Source organism: Kosmotoga sp. DU53 (assembly GCF_001639905.1).
GTDB lineage: Bacteria > Thermotogota > Thermotogae > Petrotogales > Kosmotogaceae > Kosmotoga > Kosmotoga olearia.
This window is the reverse complement of record NZ_JGCK01000032.1, coordinates 26,750-42,345: the sequence shown is the minus strand read 5'-3', so window position 1 is coordinate 42,345 and position 15,596 is coordinate 26,750. Positions and strand designations below refer to the sequence as shown.

Genomic DNA, 15,596 nt, shown 5'->3' with positions numbered 1-15,596 from the left:
AATAACGTTGTCAATACTGTTCAAGCATTCTTTCAAACAATGCTTCTATTTCGCTTTCTACCTTCATAAACGCTTCAACGATTTCTGGATCAAAATGCGTTCCTTCCTCATTTTTTATTATCTCAAGGGTTTCAGGATGTGTTTTCGCTTTTCGGTAAGGTCTATCAACCCTTAAAGCGCTGTAAGTATCTGCAATGGCAATGATTCTTGCTTCTAAAGGGATTTCTTCTCTAATTAAAGAACATGGATAACCACTTCCATCATACCACTCGTGGTGGTTTAGGGCGATGCTTTCGGCCATCTTTAAGAGAAGGTTTTGAGGGCAGTTTTCTTCGCGGAGCTTGCGCAAGAATTCAGCACCGGCAATAGTATGTTTTTTCAGCAGCTGCCATTCGTTTGGGTTTAGTTTGACTGGTTTTCTCAGTATATTCTCCGGGATTTTCTGGAACCCAACATCGTGAAGCTTAGAAGCAAGCCGGATGTTGGCAAGAAAGGCTGAGTCTATATTATATCCCGTCTCTTTAAGTTGGAAAGCTATAATCGCCGAGCATTCGGATATCAGTTCGAGATGTAAATCTGCCTGTTCCAGAACATTTTCAGCTTGAATTGCGAGGCTATTAACAAGAGCATTCTTAAGCTGAGCATTTTCGCGCTTGAGTTTTTCCTGTTGTTCTTTATTTACACAGATACCGGTGACGAAATAATCGTTACCCAGTTTAAAAGGGACTTCTATCAGTTGGTAAGCTTTAGGAATTCCAGAAGTCTCTGTTATCCATTCTTTTGTGATAGTTTTTTTCTCCCTGAGTGCTTGCTCAAATATTTCATAAAATATGTTTATGTCCTTGCCGGAAAGTATTTCAGCGGGTTTCTTTCCCTTCAACTCGTTTCTGGATTTTTTTAAGAGTTTCAGGAACCTGTTGTTGAAAAGTAGAAACTCTCCTGATTTATTCTGTAACCACATTGGGTGAGGACTCTGAGTAAATATGGTTTCAATCAAATCTTTTATACCCCCGATTCTTGAGAAGAGCAGCAGAGTGGAAAAAAACAGGCTTATATATTCAACGAACTGCGGATTAAACTCCACACTTTCTGAAAAATTATCCATCAAGATGTATATGAAGGCAAGTTTATTTTTTACGGTGTTTAGCGGCACAATGCAAAGTGTGCCCCCGGAATGTGTGAGCCATGGCATGAGTTTTTTCGCTTTTTCTATGGCCAACTTCTTCATTCCGTTATCGGTAAAAACAAGTTTCTGGAGTGCCTCGTTCTGGTAAGTTTGTAAGAGTTCTTTCGTATTATTGGAGGTTAAAATCTTTAACCCGTTTTCTTCTTCAAAAGCAATAGAAACCTCTATAACTTCAAGAAAATCAGTTGTTCTCTTAAGTGCTTCGGTTATAAGATCGTTGAAACTGTTTGGCATAACTTCGCAAAGTTCAATAAATAGTTGATGAAATTGCTGAATGAAATCACGGGTATTTTTACCTATTGTATCCGGCATTTGTAACACCCTCCATAAAAAGGCTTTATCCTTTAGTATGTCGGTCTTTTCTGGTTGTTTCAACGGATATACCGAAATTTTCAGATTCGATGTTCCCAAGAGGTTCGATATGAACATGTACATCATAAACGCTCTTCTCATTGTTCATTATAGCTTCTTCTATCTCTTTTGCGATTTCGTGGGCTTTTTGTACGGTAAGGTTTCCATCAACCTCAATATCCATATCAACGAGATATTTATGCCCCATTTTCCTGATTCTAACTTTGTGTGGATTTGAAGCGCCTTCAACTGTATTTACCGCTTCGAAGACTCTTTTGTAAATATTGTCGTTGCCAGGAATCCCATCCATCAGTTCTGTACTGCTCTGTAAGAATATTTCCACAGCGCTTTTTATAACAAAGGCGGAAACAATCAATCCCACTATTGTGTCCAGGATAGTTAACCCTGTCAACATAATAAGAAATATTCCACCAAAAACAGAAAGGGATATAAGTATATCACTTCTCATATTTACCGCATCAGCGATGAAAACGCTGCTGTTTATCTTCTTTCCAATATTGAGTTTGTATCTGTAAAGAAAATATTTTCCCAGAGCCGACATCAATGCGACTCCTAAAACGAGGCCAAGGTTATTTATTACAGGTGCTTCTAAAAACAACTTTTTAATCGAAGTAATGGCAAGTTCACCACCAGCAAAGAGAACAATCATAGCAATAATCTTCGCTGCTATCGCTTCAGCTCTTTCGTGGCCGTAAGGGTGTTCTCTATCTGGGGGTTTGCTTGCGATTCTAGTTGATGCGAGGGTAACCATGGATGTCATCACATCGATGGCAGAATCAAGACCATCAGCGAGGATAGCCATACTTCCCGTAAATAAGCCGGTAACAATCTTTCCGACAGAAAGAATGAGATTTCCTACGACTCCGACGATAGATCCTTTATTCGCGATTTTATCCCTGTTATTGTACTCCATATAATTGTTTCCTCCACAAACTTTTGAAATAGATGAACCCTTTTGAACTTTCACAAGTCAAAATTATAGAAACTTGCCCCCCTATTCCTTTTTTTACGGGCCAGCTGGCCCATTTTTTATTTATGGATGATGACCGCTGAGCTTAAAGGTCCCAATAAAAACTCTTCTCCATGTTTTAGATAACCATTAAGAAGTATAGGATCTTTATTTTTGTCTACTATTTTTTCGCCCATCGTGTAGTTATGAATAAACATTGCACTTTTTCCGTTACCTACCAATTCTATACTAACTAATCCATCTGAATTTTGCATCTCCAGTATCATTGCGTTTTCTATCCATGAATTTTGTTTTCGGAATTCAAATAATTTCTTGACTCTTTGATAGTATGAGTTATCTACGTTTTGCTGATATTCAAGAGATATTCCCTTGTACGGCAGATTTTTACCGCAAGCCTTCCATTCTGCCTGCAAAGGGCCGTACCCCGCTTCAAACCACTGGAAAGGTTCCAGCTGTTCCTCGTTATAAAACTCTCTGTATTCACCTTCCATTCCCAGTTCTTCACCGTAATAAAGAAACGGTACACCAGGAAGGGAAACAAGCGTTGAAAGTGCTAACAGGGCTTTTTCCTTATTTCCATTCATATAGGTAACCAGCCTACTCATATCGTGATTGGTAAGAAAGATTCCGAAGTCGTAGTTCCTGTTTTCATCGAAATAGTTCGACATAGTATTTTTAACGCCTTCCACCAACCTCCAGGGCGATAATTCCGAAACAGATTCTTTTATCACATAGGACAAAGAGAAGTTAAATCCCATACCAAAAACGGAAGAGTACATATCGACAATCTCTTTAGAATCCCAAACCTCACCGATAAATATGCTGTGTGGGTTGATTTTTTTACAATAATCGATCATTTCTTTCCAGAAAGATATATTACGATCATGCTGATATTCACAGTATCCCTTTTCCATAGAAAAATCGAATATGTGCTTGGCTGCATCGAATCGAAAACCGTCAAATCCTATTGCGAGCCAGAAAGCAAGAACCCTCTTTATCTCTTCCCAGAGTGAGTGGCTTTCATAATTTAAGTCAGGACTGCCCGGGCCAAATAACGTGTATACCCATTTTCCTCCCAGCTTGCTCCAGACCGGTTGACCGTCCCAGGGGCGTCTGGCATTCAACCACTTTTCATTTCTTAACCACAGATACCAATCAACATAGGGTTTCTCACCAGCAAGGGCTCTTTGAAACCAGATGTGATTTGGAGATGTGTGATTTAGTGGTATATCCAGAAGAATCTTTATTTTTCTTTTGTGGGCTTCGTCGAGAAAAGTTTTCAGGTCTTTTATGTCACCATATGTAGGGTTTATATTGTAATAATCCGTAACGGTATATCCATGATAAGCAGGTGATGATGTTATTGGTAGAAGCCATATGCCATCAACACCTAATTCCGCTAAATAATCGAGCTTTTTTGTAGCTCCTTTCAAGTCGCCTATACCGTCACCGTTCCCATCAGCAAAGGAACGGAGATACAATTCGTAATACATCGCAGTATGGACCTCCTATAAACGCTTCTCATCCGATTTTAGCTTTTCATTAATACATAACTGTTAAATCAATATGTTAAAATCCATAAGTCAGAAGGAGGTGGGGGATTCTATGCTTATCAATGAAATACTCGAAAAGGGTGAATTGTACAATGCTAGCGATATTCATATAACGACTGAAGAAAAATTGAAATATAGAGTAAATGGCGACCTCATTACCGATGAAACTCTTTTAATTGATCGTGAAAAAATGCTGGTTATACTTTCCGAATTAAAGGAACTAACGGGAATGGAGATGACCGATATTGATAAAAAAGAGATCGATTTCTCTTTTTCCTTCGGTCACTCGAGAGTCAGAGGCAACCTCTTTTATGCCAACAAACTTCCCGCAATAGCCCTCAGGCTTATTCCAAGAACAATTAAAACAATAGATGAATGGGGATACCCAGCACTGTTCAAGGAATTCTGTACACCCGATAAAGGGTTGATACTCGTAGCTGGGCCAACGGGTAGTGGTAAATCAACAACCCTTGCGGCAATGCTAGAATTTATAAACAGAACAAGAAGCGTCCATATCATAACAATTGAAGGTCCCGTCGAATATGTCTTTGATCCTAAACACGCACTAATCCATCAACGAGAGCTTGGAGCGGATACAAATTCATTCGCCAATGGGTTGAAATACGCTTTGCGACAGGATCCAGACGTTATACTCGTTGGTGAGATGCGAGATCCAGAAACCATGGAACTTGCGATGACCGCAGCTGAAACGGGACATCTTGTGTTCTCAACCATCCATACAAACTCCGCGGCTACCACGCCTGAAAGGATCGTTGGAGTTTTTCCCCCGCACCAGCAGAACCAGATAGCTATGCAGTTAGCCAATACGCTTGTAGCTGTAATATACCAGAGGTTACTTAAAAGAAAAGATAAAAAGGGACGTATTCCGATAATCGAGATTATGGTTGTAAACCAGGCTATAAGGAACCTGATAAGAGAAAAGAAATTCCATCAGATCGAGTCTATGATGCAAGCGGGCGCGAAACTAGGAATGATAACCTTCGATGATGCGCTTCTCAATGCTTACAAAAAAGGAATGATTGATTTAGAACAGGTCAAGAATTATGCCAGAGACCCAATTGCTATTTCCAGGAGGCTAATGCGATGAATCTGGAAAAACTGATCGAACTCTTTAAGAAACAGCTTGAAGAGGTTGAAGCAAAATTGTCAGACTCTTCTATTGTAGGAAATCCTTCGAAACTTATGGAACTAAGCAAACGCCATGCGGAACTCAAAGAGATTTCCAGAAGTTATGATCTTCTCGCTTCTAAAAAACAGGAGTTACAGGAATGGGAGGAGATCAAAGAACTCTTATCACCTGAAGAAAGAGAAGAAGCGGAGAAAAATATCGCTGAACTTCAAAAAGAAATTGAACAGATTGAACTCAACTTGAAATTTCTCCTGATTCCTGATGAACTTGGTGGCAAAGATATTATCGTAGAAATACGAGCCGGTACAGGTGGTGAAGAGGCAGCGTTGTTCGCAGGTGATTTGTTCAGAATGTACACGCGCTATGCCGAACGAAACAGCTGGAAAGTTGAAACCCTTGAAAGCAATGAAACTGATTTGGGAGGCTTTAAGGAAGTCACTTTTCAGATAAAGGGCAAAGATGTTTTTAGAAAGCTCAAGTACGAAAGCGGCGTTCATAGGGTTCAAAGAGTTCCTCAAACAGAGTCTGGTGGAAGAATTCATACTTCTACTGCAACGGTTGCGGTATTGCCTAAGGCTTCAGAAGTAGATGTTGCGATAGATCCTTCAGAACTCAGGATAGATACTTTCCGTTCTTCAGGAGCTGGAGGGCAACACGTTAACCGAACAGAATCGGCGGTAAGAATTGTTCATCTTCCAACGGGAATAACTGTAACTGTTCAAAGCGAACGTTCGCAGCACCAGAACAAAGCGAGAGCGATGGAGATATTGAGGGCAAGGCTTTATAGCTTGTACAGAAGTCAGCAGGAAAGCACACTTTCCCAACAAAGGCGTTCGCAAATCGGTACCGGAGAAAGAAGCGAGAAAATCAGAACGTATAATTTCCCTCAAAATCGGGTTACAGATCACAGGATTAATTACACAACCTACAGGCTTCAGGACATACTCGATGGTGATTTAGACGAATTGATTGCTAAATTGGCAGAAGCGGATATCAATATAAAATTGGAAAAACTTCTTGAGGAAATGACAACTGCGTGAGGATTAACAAACTCGAGATCCGAGAAGGCTGCTTCGCAACGGATACGAATCCTTCGGGATTGACACGAACTCCTGCGGAGTTATTTCGAACCACTTCGTGGTTGTTATAAACTACTTCGCTGTTGGTACGCGCCTGCAGCGGATTAAAACGTGTTCTACTCCGTCTCGAAGAGACGCATGGCCGTGACAAAGTCACGCATAGCTTGGGCGGAGCCCAGCGCAGCCGCTGCGAAGCAGCGCACAGCGTCTGCAAACCTCCTGGACGCAGCCCTGCATTTCGGACAGCTATGCTAACCCTTTCAGATTCCCGGTTCTCGTTTTTTAAAGTACATGAACGGGTAGTGAAAAAAGGAGCTGATGACGTGGGCAAGGTAGTACTTGTCATACTTAGTATTTTGGCAACTATAATCCTCCTGATTATCACAGTAATATTTATAGCAAACTTGCTGTTCAACCAGAAAGTGGCAAGAGAAGTGAAAGAGTTATTTGCTGATAATTCAGAAGATAGCGATGGGATCATTCAAAAATCAGATTTAGAGAAGTTACCAATACCGGTCCAGAAATGGCTGAAATATTCACAGGTAGTTGAAAAAGAAAAAATCAGAGCAGTTCGCTTAAAACAAAAAGCGATAATGAGGTTGAAGGAAGAACAATCATGGATGCCGGTGGAAGCAGAGCAATATTTTACGATAGATGAACCCGGATTTATCTGGAAAGCCAGAATTAAAGCTGCTCCGTTATTTTATATTGTTGGAAGGGATAAGTATTATAAAGGCAAAGGAAATATGCTTATCAAGGTTCTTTCATTAATCCCGGTCGCGGATTCTAAAGGGAAAGAAATGGATCAGGGCACGTTGTTGCGGTATCTTGCTGAAATGGTATGGTTTCCAACAGCGGCTTTAAGCAGCTACATTACCTGGGAAGAAATCGATACGAACTCAGCAAAAACCACCATGAGTTACGGAGGGATAACAGCTTCTGGAGTATTTACCTTTAACGATAAGGGCGAAGTTATTAACTTTGTTGCTGAAAGATACAGGGAACATGATGGACAATACTCATTGGAAACATGGTCGGTTACTATGGGGAATTATGAAGAATTCGATGGCATAAAGATCCCTACCACAGGAGAAGTAACCTGGAAACTTGAAACCGGGGATTTCACATGGTTTAAGTTTGAGGTTACCGAGGTTGAAAATAACCAACCTGTTGTTTATTAGGCACTCTCAATGAGAACAAAAACCAATTATCCCCCTTCGATAGTCGTCTGGAGGGGATTTTTGGTTAAAATAGATTCCTGATGAAAAGCAATAAAAGAGGACAGACATATAAATGATGTCTGTCCTGTGTGTTCCATGTGTCCTCGGGTTTTACTTTATTTGAAAAACTGGAACACACTTTCAATACCTGCCATGATTCTGATACTGCTCAGGTCTTCAAAGGGGAGATCTGTGCCTATGCCGCCGTAGATATATAATTCCCTGAAAATCCACCAATTCCAATCGAAGAAGCTTCCTGCATTCAGGGCGACGAAATAATTATTTTCAGATGTGTTCATATTGTAGTTGTAACCGGCGATGAATTTTATATTGCCCCTTTTCTCCAGGTTATTCAATTTTATTTCACACACGACAGACAATCCCCTGGCAATAGTCATCGTAGGATCTGGTGAAGTATAGTTATAGTCTTCCTTCTCGGAATACATAGCGCAGACACTGGCAGAGAACCTTCCGGGATAGTAACCTATCCCGACAAATACTGTACTTGTCTGATCATACGAAGCAAAGGCAGGAAAATACCCGTAACCAATGGATGCCCAGAAATCTCCGATGTTGGTCCCCAGTTTAATGTATGGAAGAGGATCAAGACCAACTTCCATGATATCCAGTATTCCATATCTTAAATACGGGTCAATCCCCAAAGAAACTTTACCAACTCCATTAGGCAAGAGCATGGGTTCCACAAATTCAATTTGTCCTAACACAACAATCGATGCCATCAAAAGCAGCAAAAGTATTAACTCCTTTTTCATACCATCACCTCTATCGCGTAAGTTAGCATTCTTACTTCATTATACCCGTTGTTCTGTTAAAAGCTAAGTATTAAAATAAGAGAAAAAATTCTATTGCACAATAATGGATGATAAACACCTCATTTATTTTCAGATTTTATCTTCAGAGATTTGGGGAGCACTCTGGTGTGTGTATGAATCTAGCTTCACCGATAGGAATCCCTCACGAAACGTATAATAAAAAAAGACGGGAAACCAAAATATCCCGTCTGCTAAGATTCTTATCCGGGCTAGACTGAATCTAGTATGATAGGAATACCAATATCACATCGATAATAGTTCCAACGAATCCCCAGAATAACGCTGTTGTCTTCCGTATTTTTTTATAAGTGCTAATGTAGTGTGACGTGATGTTGGGATCAGAAAAAGATTGAGCTACCGCTAGCCTTTCGGCTGGAACACTAAATGTTTTAGTGAGCGTCACCACGGGAGTAAGTATAGGAAAACACATACCAAGAAAAACTGTACCTACCACCCTTACATCTTCTTTGGCATGCTTTTTTGCAAGTCTTTCAGCATCAGCAACAGAAGCGATCCCCGCAAAAGCCGCTGTAGCCAAACCAAAGATGACTAAAAAAGCCACAAATTGTTTCATACCATCCCTCCTCTCCTGGATACACGGGATTATACAATATAATGCTATATAAAAAAGTTTTATGAATAGTTCTTATAGAAAGTCTAAGATCCATTTGAAGAGTGAACATTAGGAAAAGTCTTCTCCAGTATTAGAGAAGATAGCCAAAAAAGATGGGGTGCCTGGATGTGAAAGAATGTAGCGGAAGATTATTCAGATTGTTTAGTTATCCCAGCATCTTCGTTAACCTATCAAGGTAATCCGTTATCTGGTGTATCCCAAAGTTTCTAGCCCAGCGATTAAGTTCTTTTCCATTGTGAAAGGCAATAATTGTGGGAACCGTGAAAACAGTGAACTCTCCGGAAACTTCGGGGTTATCCAGCATATTTATGGAATAGAATTTCCACTCAGGGTAGTTTTCCTCGATTTTCTGGAGCTTTCTCTGAACAGCTGCGCAAACACCACATGTAGGTGTAAATACTTCAATTAACACAAGTCCCTTATTCATTTCATTTTTCAGTTCCGAAAAGGATATTTCTTTCATAAGATCCCCTTTCATAAAATATTCGACGGCTATTATATCAGCTCTTTTCGTGCTATATTTTTCAATAAGATAAACCGTTGGAGGAGTTGTATTGAAGAAAGCAGCTGTTATCGTTCCGGTTGTTAGCCTCGAAGACGAACCGTATTTAATTCTAACGAGGCGTTCCAGAAAGCTGAAAAGCCACCCTGGACAGATCAGTTTTCCTGGAGGTATCCGTGAGAACGGAGAAGAATTACTGGAAACGGCTCTAAGAGAAATGGAAGAGGAGATCGGGGTGAGCCGTGATAACGTATTGTTTGTTCACAGCTTGAAAATGACGGAAACACTTATGTCAAGGATCGAAGTTCATCCATTTCTTGCACTTCTAAATAAAAGGGAATTCGTATTGAATCGCAATGAAGTGGAAGTGATTATTTTCGTTAAACTTTCTCTATTTCAACAAACGAAGGAAGAAGTTATACTGCTTCCATCCGGGGAAGAAACCATAAGATACAGATTTCCCGGCCTCGTAGTCTGGGGTGCCACAGCAAGAATCATAGCTGGTTCAATCGATGAGATTCTCAAAAAATTGTCAGAGTCAGGATATATCAACATCATTTAATTCTTAATAGAATAAATATGAAGCAACCAAGAATATCTGAAAGGAGCAAAAAATGGATTCTATCGAAAAGGAAATCATAAAATTCAGGGATGAAAGGGATTGGAAGCAATTTCACAATGCCCGCACACTTGCTGCGTCTATAGTGATTGAATCAGCCGAACTGCTTGAACTTTTTCAATGGGCTAAAGATGAAGAGATAGAAGAAATTGTGGAAAAAAAGCTGGATAAGATAAAAGATGAAATAGCAGATATATACGCTTATTTGGTCATACTTGCTCATGATTTGGGTATAAACCTTCAGGATGCAGTGCGGGAAAAGATGAAAAAGAACGCGCGAAAGTACCCCGTGGATAAAGCAAAAGGTAACGAGTAAAAAATATACGGAATTTGTTGAATAACAAAAACATGAGAGCCCGAGAATCCGAGAACCGAGATAGCCGCTACGCACTGCTTCGCAGCGAACACGAATCCCTTTGGGATTGTCTCGAACTCCTTCGGAGTTGTTACGAACTGCTTTGCAGTTGACACGACCGGCTTCGCCGGTGATTAGCACCTGTGGCGATTCAAAATCTCAGACTCTGTAAGTCTGCTCTGTCATCCTAAACTTGATTCAGGATCTCAAGAACAAATCAGCTTCTAAGAGCGAAGCTCTCGCCCAGGTGTGTCCGGCATCAATTAGCCCAGTTCCTGTAACGCCTTCACCATTCTGTCAATACCCACCATAATTTCGTCCATTTTTTTGGATGCCAGAAATGCGGGGGTAGTTACTACTTTGTTTTTTCTATCTATCACGCATTCTTTTGCGGAGCAATTAACAGCATTAACGTTGAGTTCTGAGAGTAATTCCCCATACGCATCGTTAGCCGTAGCAACCTTTAAGTCAGAAACATGCTGCGACAAACTCTTAGCTATCAAAATAACGGCTCCACATATTCCAGCAATAGACTTTTTTGATAAATACATGGCTTTCAATAAATCGTCAACGTTTTTATTAACCGTGAAGGACTTTTTATCTACTATGAATGTGGATAGGTTCTTGAATACCCCTAAACCTCCAGGAATTATAATGGCATCTATATCTTTGCAACTGACTTCCCTTATATCGCAGATTTTTCCTCTACCGATTCGTGCAGACTCAATCAATATATTTCTTTTTTCATTTTGAGGTTTTTCCGTATAATGATCGATTACATCATGTTGCATTTCGTTAGGGGCAAAGGTTATATAGTCTATTCCGTACTTATCTAGAGATAGATATGTAAGCATAACTTCTTCGATCTGAGTACCATCGCCTAAGCCGCAACCGGATAAAAGAATGCCCGCTTTCACTAGAATTGTCCCCCCTATTCTGCTTACATCCTAAGGATTCTTGCAGATATATTTTAGCGTTTCCCATGTGAATTATTCAATGGTTCGAGCTGCCACATAAAAATTTTTCGTCTTTCTCCAAATTTAGAGACTTGAATTGTCCAATAAGCTAACAAGCTCTAATATAATCTATCGAAATCGATATAACTGAGTCTCCAGGGCATAGCCCTGCATTTCTGCCGCAAAGTGGCTCTTGCGGATTTCAGATCCCGGTACTTCTGTTTTTACTCTTAATTTTTTGAAAAAAACGAAAAATTTATCGAAATTCAATAAATATATCTTGATTTACATAAAATCACGTGTTATGATATCTCTGACAAAACAAATTTTCAGGAGGGAATATTATGAGGTATGTTGGAAAAAAATCGATATCTTCTTTTCTCTATGTGGTTATCAAGTTGAGTATCATTGTAGCCTTCATAGGTCTGTTCCTGAGCTTTCTTGTGTATATGTTTCCTGATTGGTTCAAGGCCAACGGCTTTAAAAGTTCTTTTAATTATCCTGGATTCGCTGTTAGGGTCAATAATGCTACAGCGGTTTTGGAATATCCCTTGGTCTATATAAGTTTATGGATTTCAGGATTAATTTTAATAGGAATTCTCTATTGCCTAAAAAATATCTTCAAGGAATTTGCAAAAGGTAAAGTCTTCACAGACAGGAATATAAGATCTATGGGATGGACGGGAATTTTTGTTCTACTATTCGCTGTTACAAGTTCCTTCTATGACCTTTTCAGAGGGTTCATGCTGGCAAGTTATTTTGAAGATCTCTCGAGCGAAGTTGAGTTAATAGCCACTTATAGAATAAATCCTGCAACAGTTTTTGTTGGATTACTTATTCTAATTTATACGGCGATTTTTAAGACTGCCAAAGAATATAAAGAAGAGAATGACCTGACGATATGAAGGTGAAACTATGCCCATTATTGTGAATCTTGATGTGATGATGGCGAAACGCAAAATTTCCCTCAACGAGCTTTCTAGGCGAGTGGGAATTACTGTTTCAAATCTTTCGATTCTAAAAAATTCAAAGGCAAAGGCAATCAGATTTTCTACCCTTGAGGCTCTTTGCAGGGAATTGAAATGTCAGCCAGGAGATATCCTTGAATATGTTGAAGAGGATAAAGATAGTATTACGCCATAAATAGTATTATTTGCTTCCGTTGCTTTTTAAATAAACATTCAATAGTATGAGGCAGAAGTTTAGAGGAGAACTATGAATTTCCTGACAGAGAATAGCTAAAGGGCTAGTATAAGGCCTCCCGGGCCGGCGTAGGTTGCAAAGGTCGGCCCCATGCCATTGACGATTACTTCAGAGTTGAATTGTTTTTCGAGAATTTCTTTGAAATAATTCGCATCTTCTATGTTGTTCACATGGGTTATGCCGAATATCCTTCCGGGTTCAGGGTTCAAACCGTTTATAATTTTCAGTATCGCTTCTCTGAAGCGTTTTTTTCCGCGCACTTTCTTGAGCATTTTAACCTCACCCTTTACCCCGTGAAGGATTACCTTTATATTGAGCAGTTTTGCGACAGTGCCCTGAACTCTGTTAAGCCTCCCGCCTTTTATTATGTTTTCCAGTGTATCCAGAGGGATTATTATCTTTACCGATTCTCTGTATTTTTCAAGAGCTTCGAAGATCTCTTTCATCTTCTTACCAGCGGTGGCGAGTCGAGCAGCCATAAGCACCTGGATACCATGAGCAAGTGAACCGGCAAGGGAATCAAAGACAACGGCCTTTTTACCAACCAATTCATTTCCAAGCATTGCTGATTGGTATGTACCACTCAACTTTGAGGAAATTGTTATACAAAGAGGTACATGACCTTCTTTAGTAACTTTCTTAAAAACTTCAGCGAAGAGAGCGGGAGATGGTTGAGAGGTTTTTGGGAGAGAGCGAGCTCGTTTCATCTTTTCCCAGAACTGTTCCGGGGTAATGTCAATACGCTCGGTATAACGTACTCCTTCGATCTCAACTGAAAGCGGTACCGTACGAATTTCATATTTCTTAATAAGTTCATCAGGCAGGTCGCAGGAGCTGTCGGTAATTATTTTTATCATACGGATCCCTCCAATACTTGAGGATAGAAAACATTATATTATACCGCGTGACTTGAGGTGAAAAAGAACTCTCGGACTCTCGATGCGGTCTGACCCCCAAATATTGGACAAAATCAGAGCAACATCAAGGATTTACATACACAGGCTCGTTGTGGCTAGAGAATTCAGTATAATATCTTGTTGTTTGGTATTTCAATGACGCATGAGGCCTCAGGTTGTTGTAAAAAGACAGATATACCTTCAGTTTTTCACACAAGTCTTCGAGATTCTTGAATTCGTTGTTTCTTACGAATTCCCTCTTCAAAGAAGAGAATGTCGGTGTGCCCGGCATCAATTATCTTAGTTCCTGCAACGCCTTCACCATTTTGTCAATACCCACCATAATTTCGTACATTTTTTGGATGTCAGAAATGTACCATCGCCTAAGCTGCAACCCGATAAAGGGAGGCCCACTTTCACTAGAATCCCCCCCTATCATGCTTATATCCCGTGTGAGTTATTCAATGATTCGAGTTGCTGCAAAAAATTTCCGTCTTTATAATCTTGAATTACTCAATAAGCTCTGATATAATATATCGAAACCGATATATCGGAGGCGATATACTTGAACAAGGGATTTCTCAGATTTGCTGTGCTGGGTATCGTGGTGAAAAAGTATCCTGTACATGGTTACAGAATAATGGAACTCATTGAGGAAAAAATGGGATTTAAACCGTCTCCTGGTTCAATTTATCCTGTCTTGAACAAGCTTGTTTCTGATGGGCTCATCTATTCAGAAACTTCAGGAAAAAGGAAGCTATATTATCCAACCGAAAAAGGGAAAAAGATCCATGAGGAACTCGAAAGCCAACGTGCAGAGTTAGTCAATAGCCACAGAAAATTCGCTGAGTCCCTGGCGCGCCTGGTTGGTGTGAAAAGTAAGGACATCTTCCCCGAAAATTTTTCAAGCATTCCTGGAATTGTTAAGCGACATATAGGAAAGGTAATGTTAAAACTCCACAAGACAAACTGGAAAAAAGGCTCTCACATCGATGAATTAATATCGGAACTAAACACTTTAATCGAAATTCTAACAAACTTAAAAGCTGAGGTGGAAAAAGAAAATGAAGGTAATTGAAGCTAAAGATCTATCCAAACGTTTCAAGGAAGTTCTTGCCGTAGATCAGGTGTCTTTCGAAGTCAACGAAGGAGAGATACTTGGTTTTCTCGGTCCGAACGGTGCTGGAAAATCCACAACCATAAGAATACTAACCACTCTAACCCGTCCAACTTCAGGAACAGCAATTGTTGCAGGTTATGATATTTTGCGGGAACCATCAAAAGTGAGAGAGAAGATCGGACTGGTTTCAGAAAAAACGATACTCTATGACAGACTCACTGCCATGGAAAATCTCATGTTCTTCGCAAAGTTAAACGGACTCGATGATAAAAAAGCTAGAAAGCGCTGTCTCGAACTTCTCGAGGTGGTGGATATGCTCAAATGGAAAGACACGATGGTTGGTAAGTTTTCCACCGGCATGAGGCAGAGAATCAATGTTATAAGAGCTCTCTTACACGATCCCAAAATCATTTTCCTCGACGAACCGACTTTAGGGCTCGACCCTCAGACCACGAGAGCCATCAGGGAATTCATAAGAAAAATGAATGACGAAGGCCGTACTATTATCCTTACCACGCATATGATGACGGAAGCGGATATGCTTTCCGATAGAATAGCGATAATCGATCACGGGAAAATAGTGGCTCTCGATACCCCCAAAAATCTTAAAAGGCTTCTGAAAGATTCAGATGACGAAATTTTCGATCTTGAAGTACCCGGTATAAATAACGAGATAGTAGAGAAACTGTCGAGTATAGATTGTGTGAAAAAGGTAATAAGCAGATCGACAGAAGAGATCAGGGTATTCATGAAATGCGATAACGCTGTAGGATTTATAACAAACTTTTTTGCGAAGCATTCGCTCAAAATCATATCGATAAAGAGTGTTGAACCATCCCTTGAGGATGTTTTTATCAAACTCACAGGCCACGAGATGCGCGACCAGGCAGTTAAGAAAATGAAATTCATAGGGAGAAGGATGATGCATTCATGAAGTACGCGGTACAA

The 15,596-nt window shown here is 40.1% G+C and carries 17 protein-coding genes and 1 pseudogene; 9 read left to right on the top strand and 9 right to left on the bottom strand.

From position 1 onward, the window contains the following. Positions 1-10: 10 nt before the first annotated feature. From DU53_RS04290 to DU53_RS04280, 3 genes are all read right to left on the bottom strand, one after another. On the bottom strand, positions 11-1,498 hold the full coding sequence (locus DU53_RS04290; RefSeq protein WP_063727665.1) for an HD domain-containing phosphohydrolase: 1,488 nt from the start codon (positions 1,496-1,498) through the stop codon (positions 11-13). 25 nt (positions 1,499-1,523) lie between these two features. Next, entirely contained in the window at positions 1,524-2,471 is a 948-nt protein-coding gene (locus tag DU53_RS04285) for a cation diffusion facilitator family transporter (protein WP_015868216.1), read from the bottom strand. A gap of 116 nt (positions 2,472-2,587) precedes the next feature. After that, a complete protein-coding gene (locus DU53_RS04280) occupies positions 2,588-4,021 on the bottom strand; it encodes an alpha-amylase family glycosyl hydrolase (RefSeq protein WP_015868215.1) in 1,434 nt (477 codons plus the stop codon). A gap of 112 nt (positions 4,022-4,133) precedes the next feature. Between DU53_RS04280 and DU53_RS04275 the strand changes: the two genes are divergently transcribed. The 3 genes from DU53_RS04275 to DU53_RS04265 all read left to right on the top strand — a co-directional run bounded on the left by DU53_RS04275 (position 4,134) and on the right by DU53_RS04265 (position 7,491). Further along, positions 4,134-5,189 (top strand): type IV pilus twitching motility protein PilT, encoded by a 1,056-nt coding sequence (locus DU53_RS04275; protein ID WP_063727664.1) that lies wholly within the window; start codon positions 4,134-4,136, stop codon positions 5,187-5,189. Continuing rightward, a complete protein-coding gene (gene prfA, locus DU53_RS04270; RefSeq protein WP_015868213.1) occupies positions 5,186-6,271 on the top strand; it encodes a peptide chain release factor 1 in 1,086 nt (361 codons plus the stop codon). Before DU53_RS04275 ends, prfA begins: the two co-directional genes overlap by 4 nt. Positions 6,272-6,633: 362 nt before the next feature. After that, positions 6,634-7,491, top strand: coding sequence for a DUF6544 family protein (locus tag DU53_RS04265; protein ID WP_063727661.1), 858 nt, complete (start codon positions 6,634-6,636; stop codon positions 7,489-7,491). Positions 7,492-7,646: 155 nt separating this feature from the next. Here the strand turns inward: DU53_RS04265 and DU53_RS04260 are convergent, their stop codons facing one another. The 3 genes from DU53_RS04260 to DU53_RS04250 all read right to left on the bottom strand — a co-directional run bounded on the left by DU53_RS04260 (position 7,647) and on the right by DU53_RS04250 (position 9,475). After that, positions 7,647-8,303 (bottom strand): hypothetical protein, encoded by a 657-nt coding sequence (locus tag DU53_RS04260; RefSeq protein WP_063727659.1) that lies wholly within the window; start codon positions 8,301-8,303, stop codon positions 7,647-7,649. A 280-nt stretch (positions 8,304-8,583) separates the two neighbouring features. Continuing rightward, positions 8,584-8,937: a hypothetical protein gene (locus DU53_RS04255; protein ID WP_015868205.1), complete on the bottom strand. Its 354-nt coding sequence runs from the start codon at positions 8,935-8,937 to the stop codon at positions 8,584-8,586. 205 nt (positions 8,938-9,142) lie between these two features. Next, positions 9,143-9,475 carry a co-chaperone YbbN gene (locus tag DU53_RS04250; protein WP_082853814.1) on the bottom strand — a complete coding sequence of 111 codons (333 nt, stop codon included), beginning with the start codon at positions 9,473-9,475 and terminating at the stop codon, positions 9,143-9,145. Between the two features lie 76 nt (positions 9,476-9,551). On the opposite strand from DU53_RS04250, the gene DU53_RS04245 reads away from it, so the two are divergent. Both DU53_RS04245 and DU53_RS04240 read left to right on the top strand, forming a co-directional pair. Then, a complete protein-coding gene (locus DU53_RS04245; RefSeq protein WP_015868203.1) occupies positions 9,552-10,061 on the top strand; it encodes a CoA pyrophosphatase in 510 nt (169 codons plus the stop codon). A 52-nt stretch (positions 10,062-10,113) separates the two neighbouring features. Next, positions 10,114-10,434, top strand: a complete 321-nt coding sequence (locus tag DU53_RS04240; RefSeq protein ID WP_063727658.1) for a nucleotide pyrophosphohydrolase — start codon at positions 10,114-10,116, stop codon at positions 10,432-10,434. 302 nt (positions 10,435-10,736) lie between these two features. On the opposite strand, the gene elbB is transcribed toward DU53_RS04240, so the two are convergent. Further along, positions 10,737-11,390, bottom strand: a complete 654-nt coding sequence (elbB, locus tag DU53_RS04235) for an isoprenoid biosynthesis glyoxalase ElbB (RefSeq protein WP_063727656.1) — start codon at positions 11,388-11,390, stop codon at positions 10,737-10,739. Positions 11,391-11,773: 383 nt separating this feature from the next. Between elbB and DU53_RS04230 the strand changes: the two genes are divergently transcribed. Together DU53_RS04230 and DU53_RS04225 are read left to right on the top strand one after the other, a co-directional pair. Beyond that, on the top strand, positions 11,774-12,334 hold the full coding sequence (locus tag DU53_RS04230; protein WP_063727654.1) for a DUF2975 domain-containing protein: 561 nt from the start codon (positions 11,774-11,776) through the stop codon (positions 12,332-12,334). 10 nt (positions 12,335-12,344) lie between these two features. After that, positions 12,345-12,572, top strand: coding sequence for a helix-turn-helix transcriptional regulator (locus DU53_RS04225; RefSeq protein ID WP_015868199.1), 228 nt, complete (start codon positions 12,345-12,347; stop codon positions 12,570-12,572). Between the two features lie 95 nt (positions 12,573-12,667). Here the strand turns inward: DU53_RS04225 and DU53_RS04220 are convergent, their stop codons facing one another. Both DU53_RS04220 and DU53_RS11890 read right to left on the bottom strand, forming a co-directional pair. Further along, positions 12,668-13,489 (bottom strand): DegV family protein, encoded by an 822-nt coding sequence (locus tag DU53_RS04220; protein WP_015868198.1) that lies wholly within the window; start codon positions 13,487-13,489, stop codon positions 12,668-12,670. Positions 13,490-13,613: 124 nt separating this feature from the next. Next, positions 13,614-13,805, bottom strand: a pseudogene (locus DU53_RS11890) (IS3 family transposase); the annotation flags it as partial. A gap of 288 nt (positions 13,806-14,093) precedes the next feature. On the opposite strand from DU53_RS11890, the gene DU53_RS04215 reads away from it, so the two are divergent. Together DU53_RS04215 and DU53_RS04210 are read left to right on the top strand one after the other, a co-directional pair. Next, on the top strand, positions 14,094-14,606 hold the full coding sequence (locus tag DU53_RS04215) for a PadR family transcriptional regulator (protein WP_015868196.1): 513 nt from the start codon (positions 14,094-14,096) through the stop codon (positions 14,604-14,606). Further along, entirely contained in the window at positions 14,593-15,582 is a 990-nt protein-coding gene (locus DU53_RS04210) for an ABC transporter ATP-binding protein (protein ID WP_015868195.1), read from the top strand. Before DU53_RS04215 ends, DU53_RS04210 begins: the two co-directional genes overlap by 14 nt. Positions 15,583-15,596 lie beyond the last annotated feature (14 nt).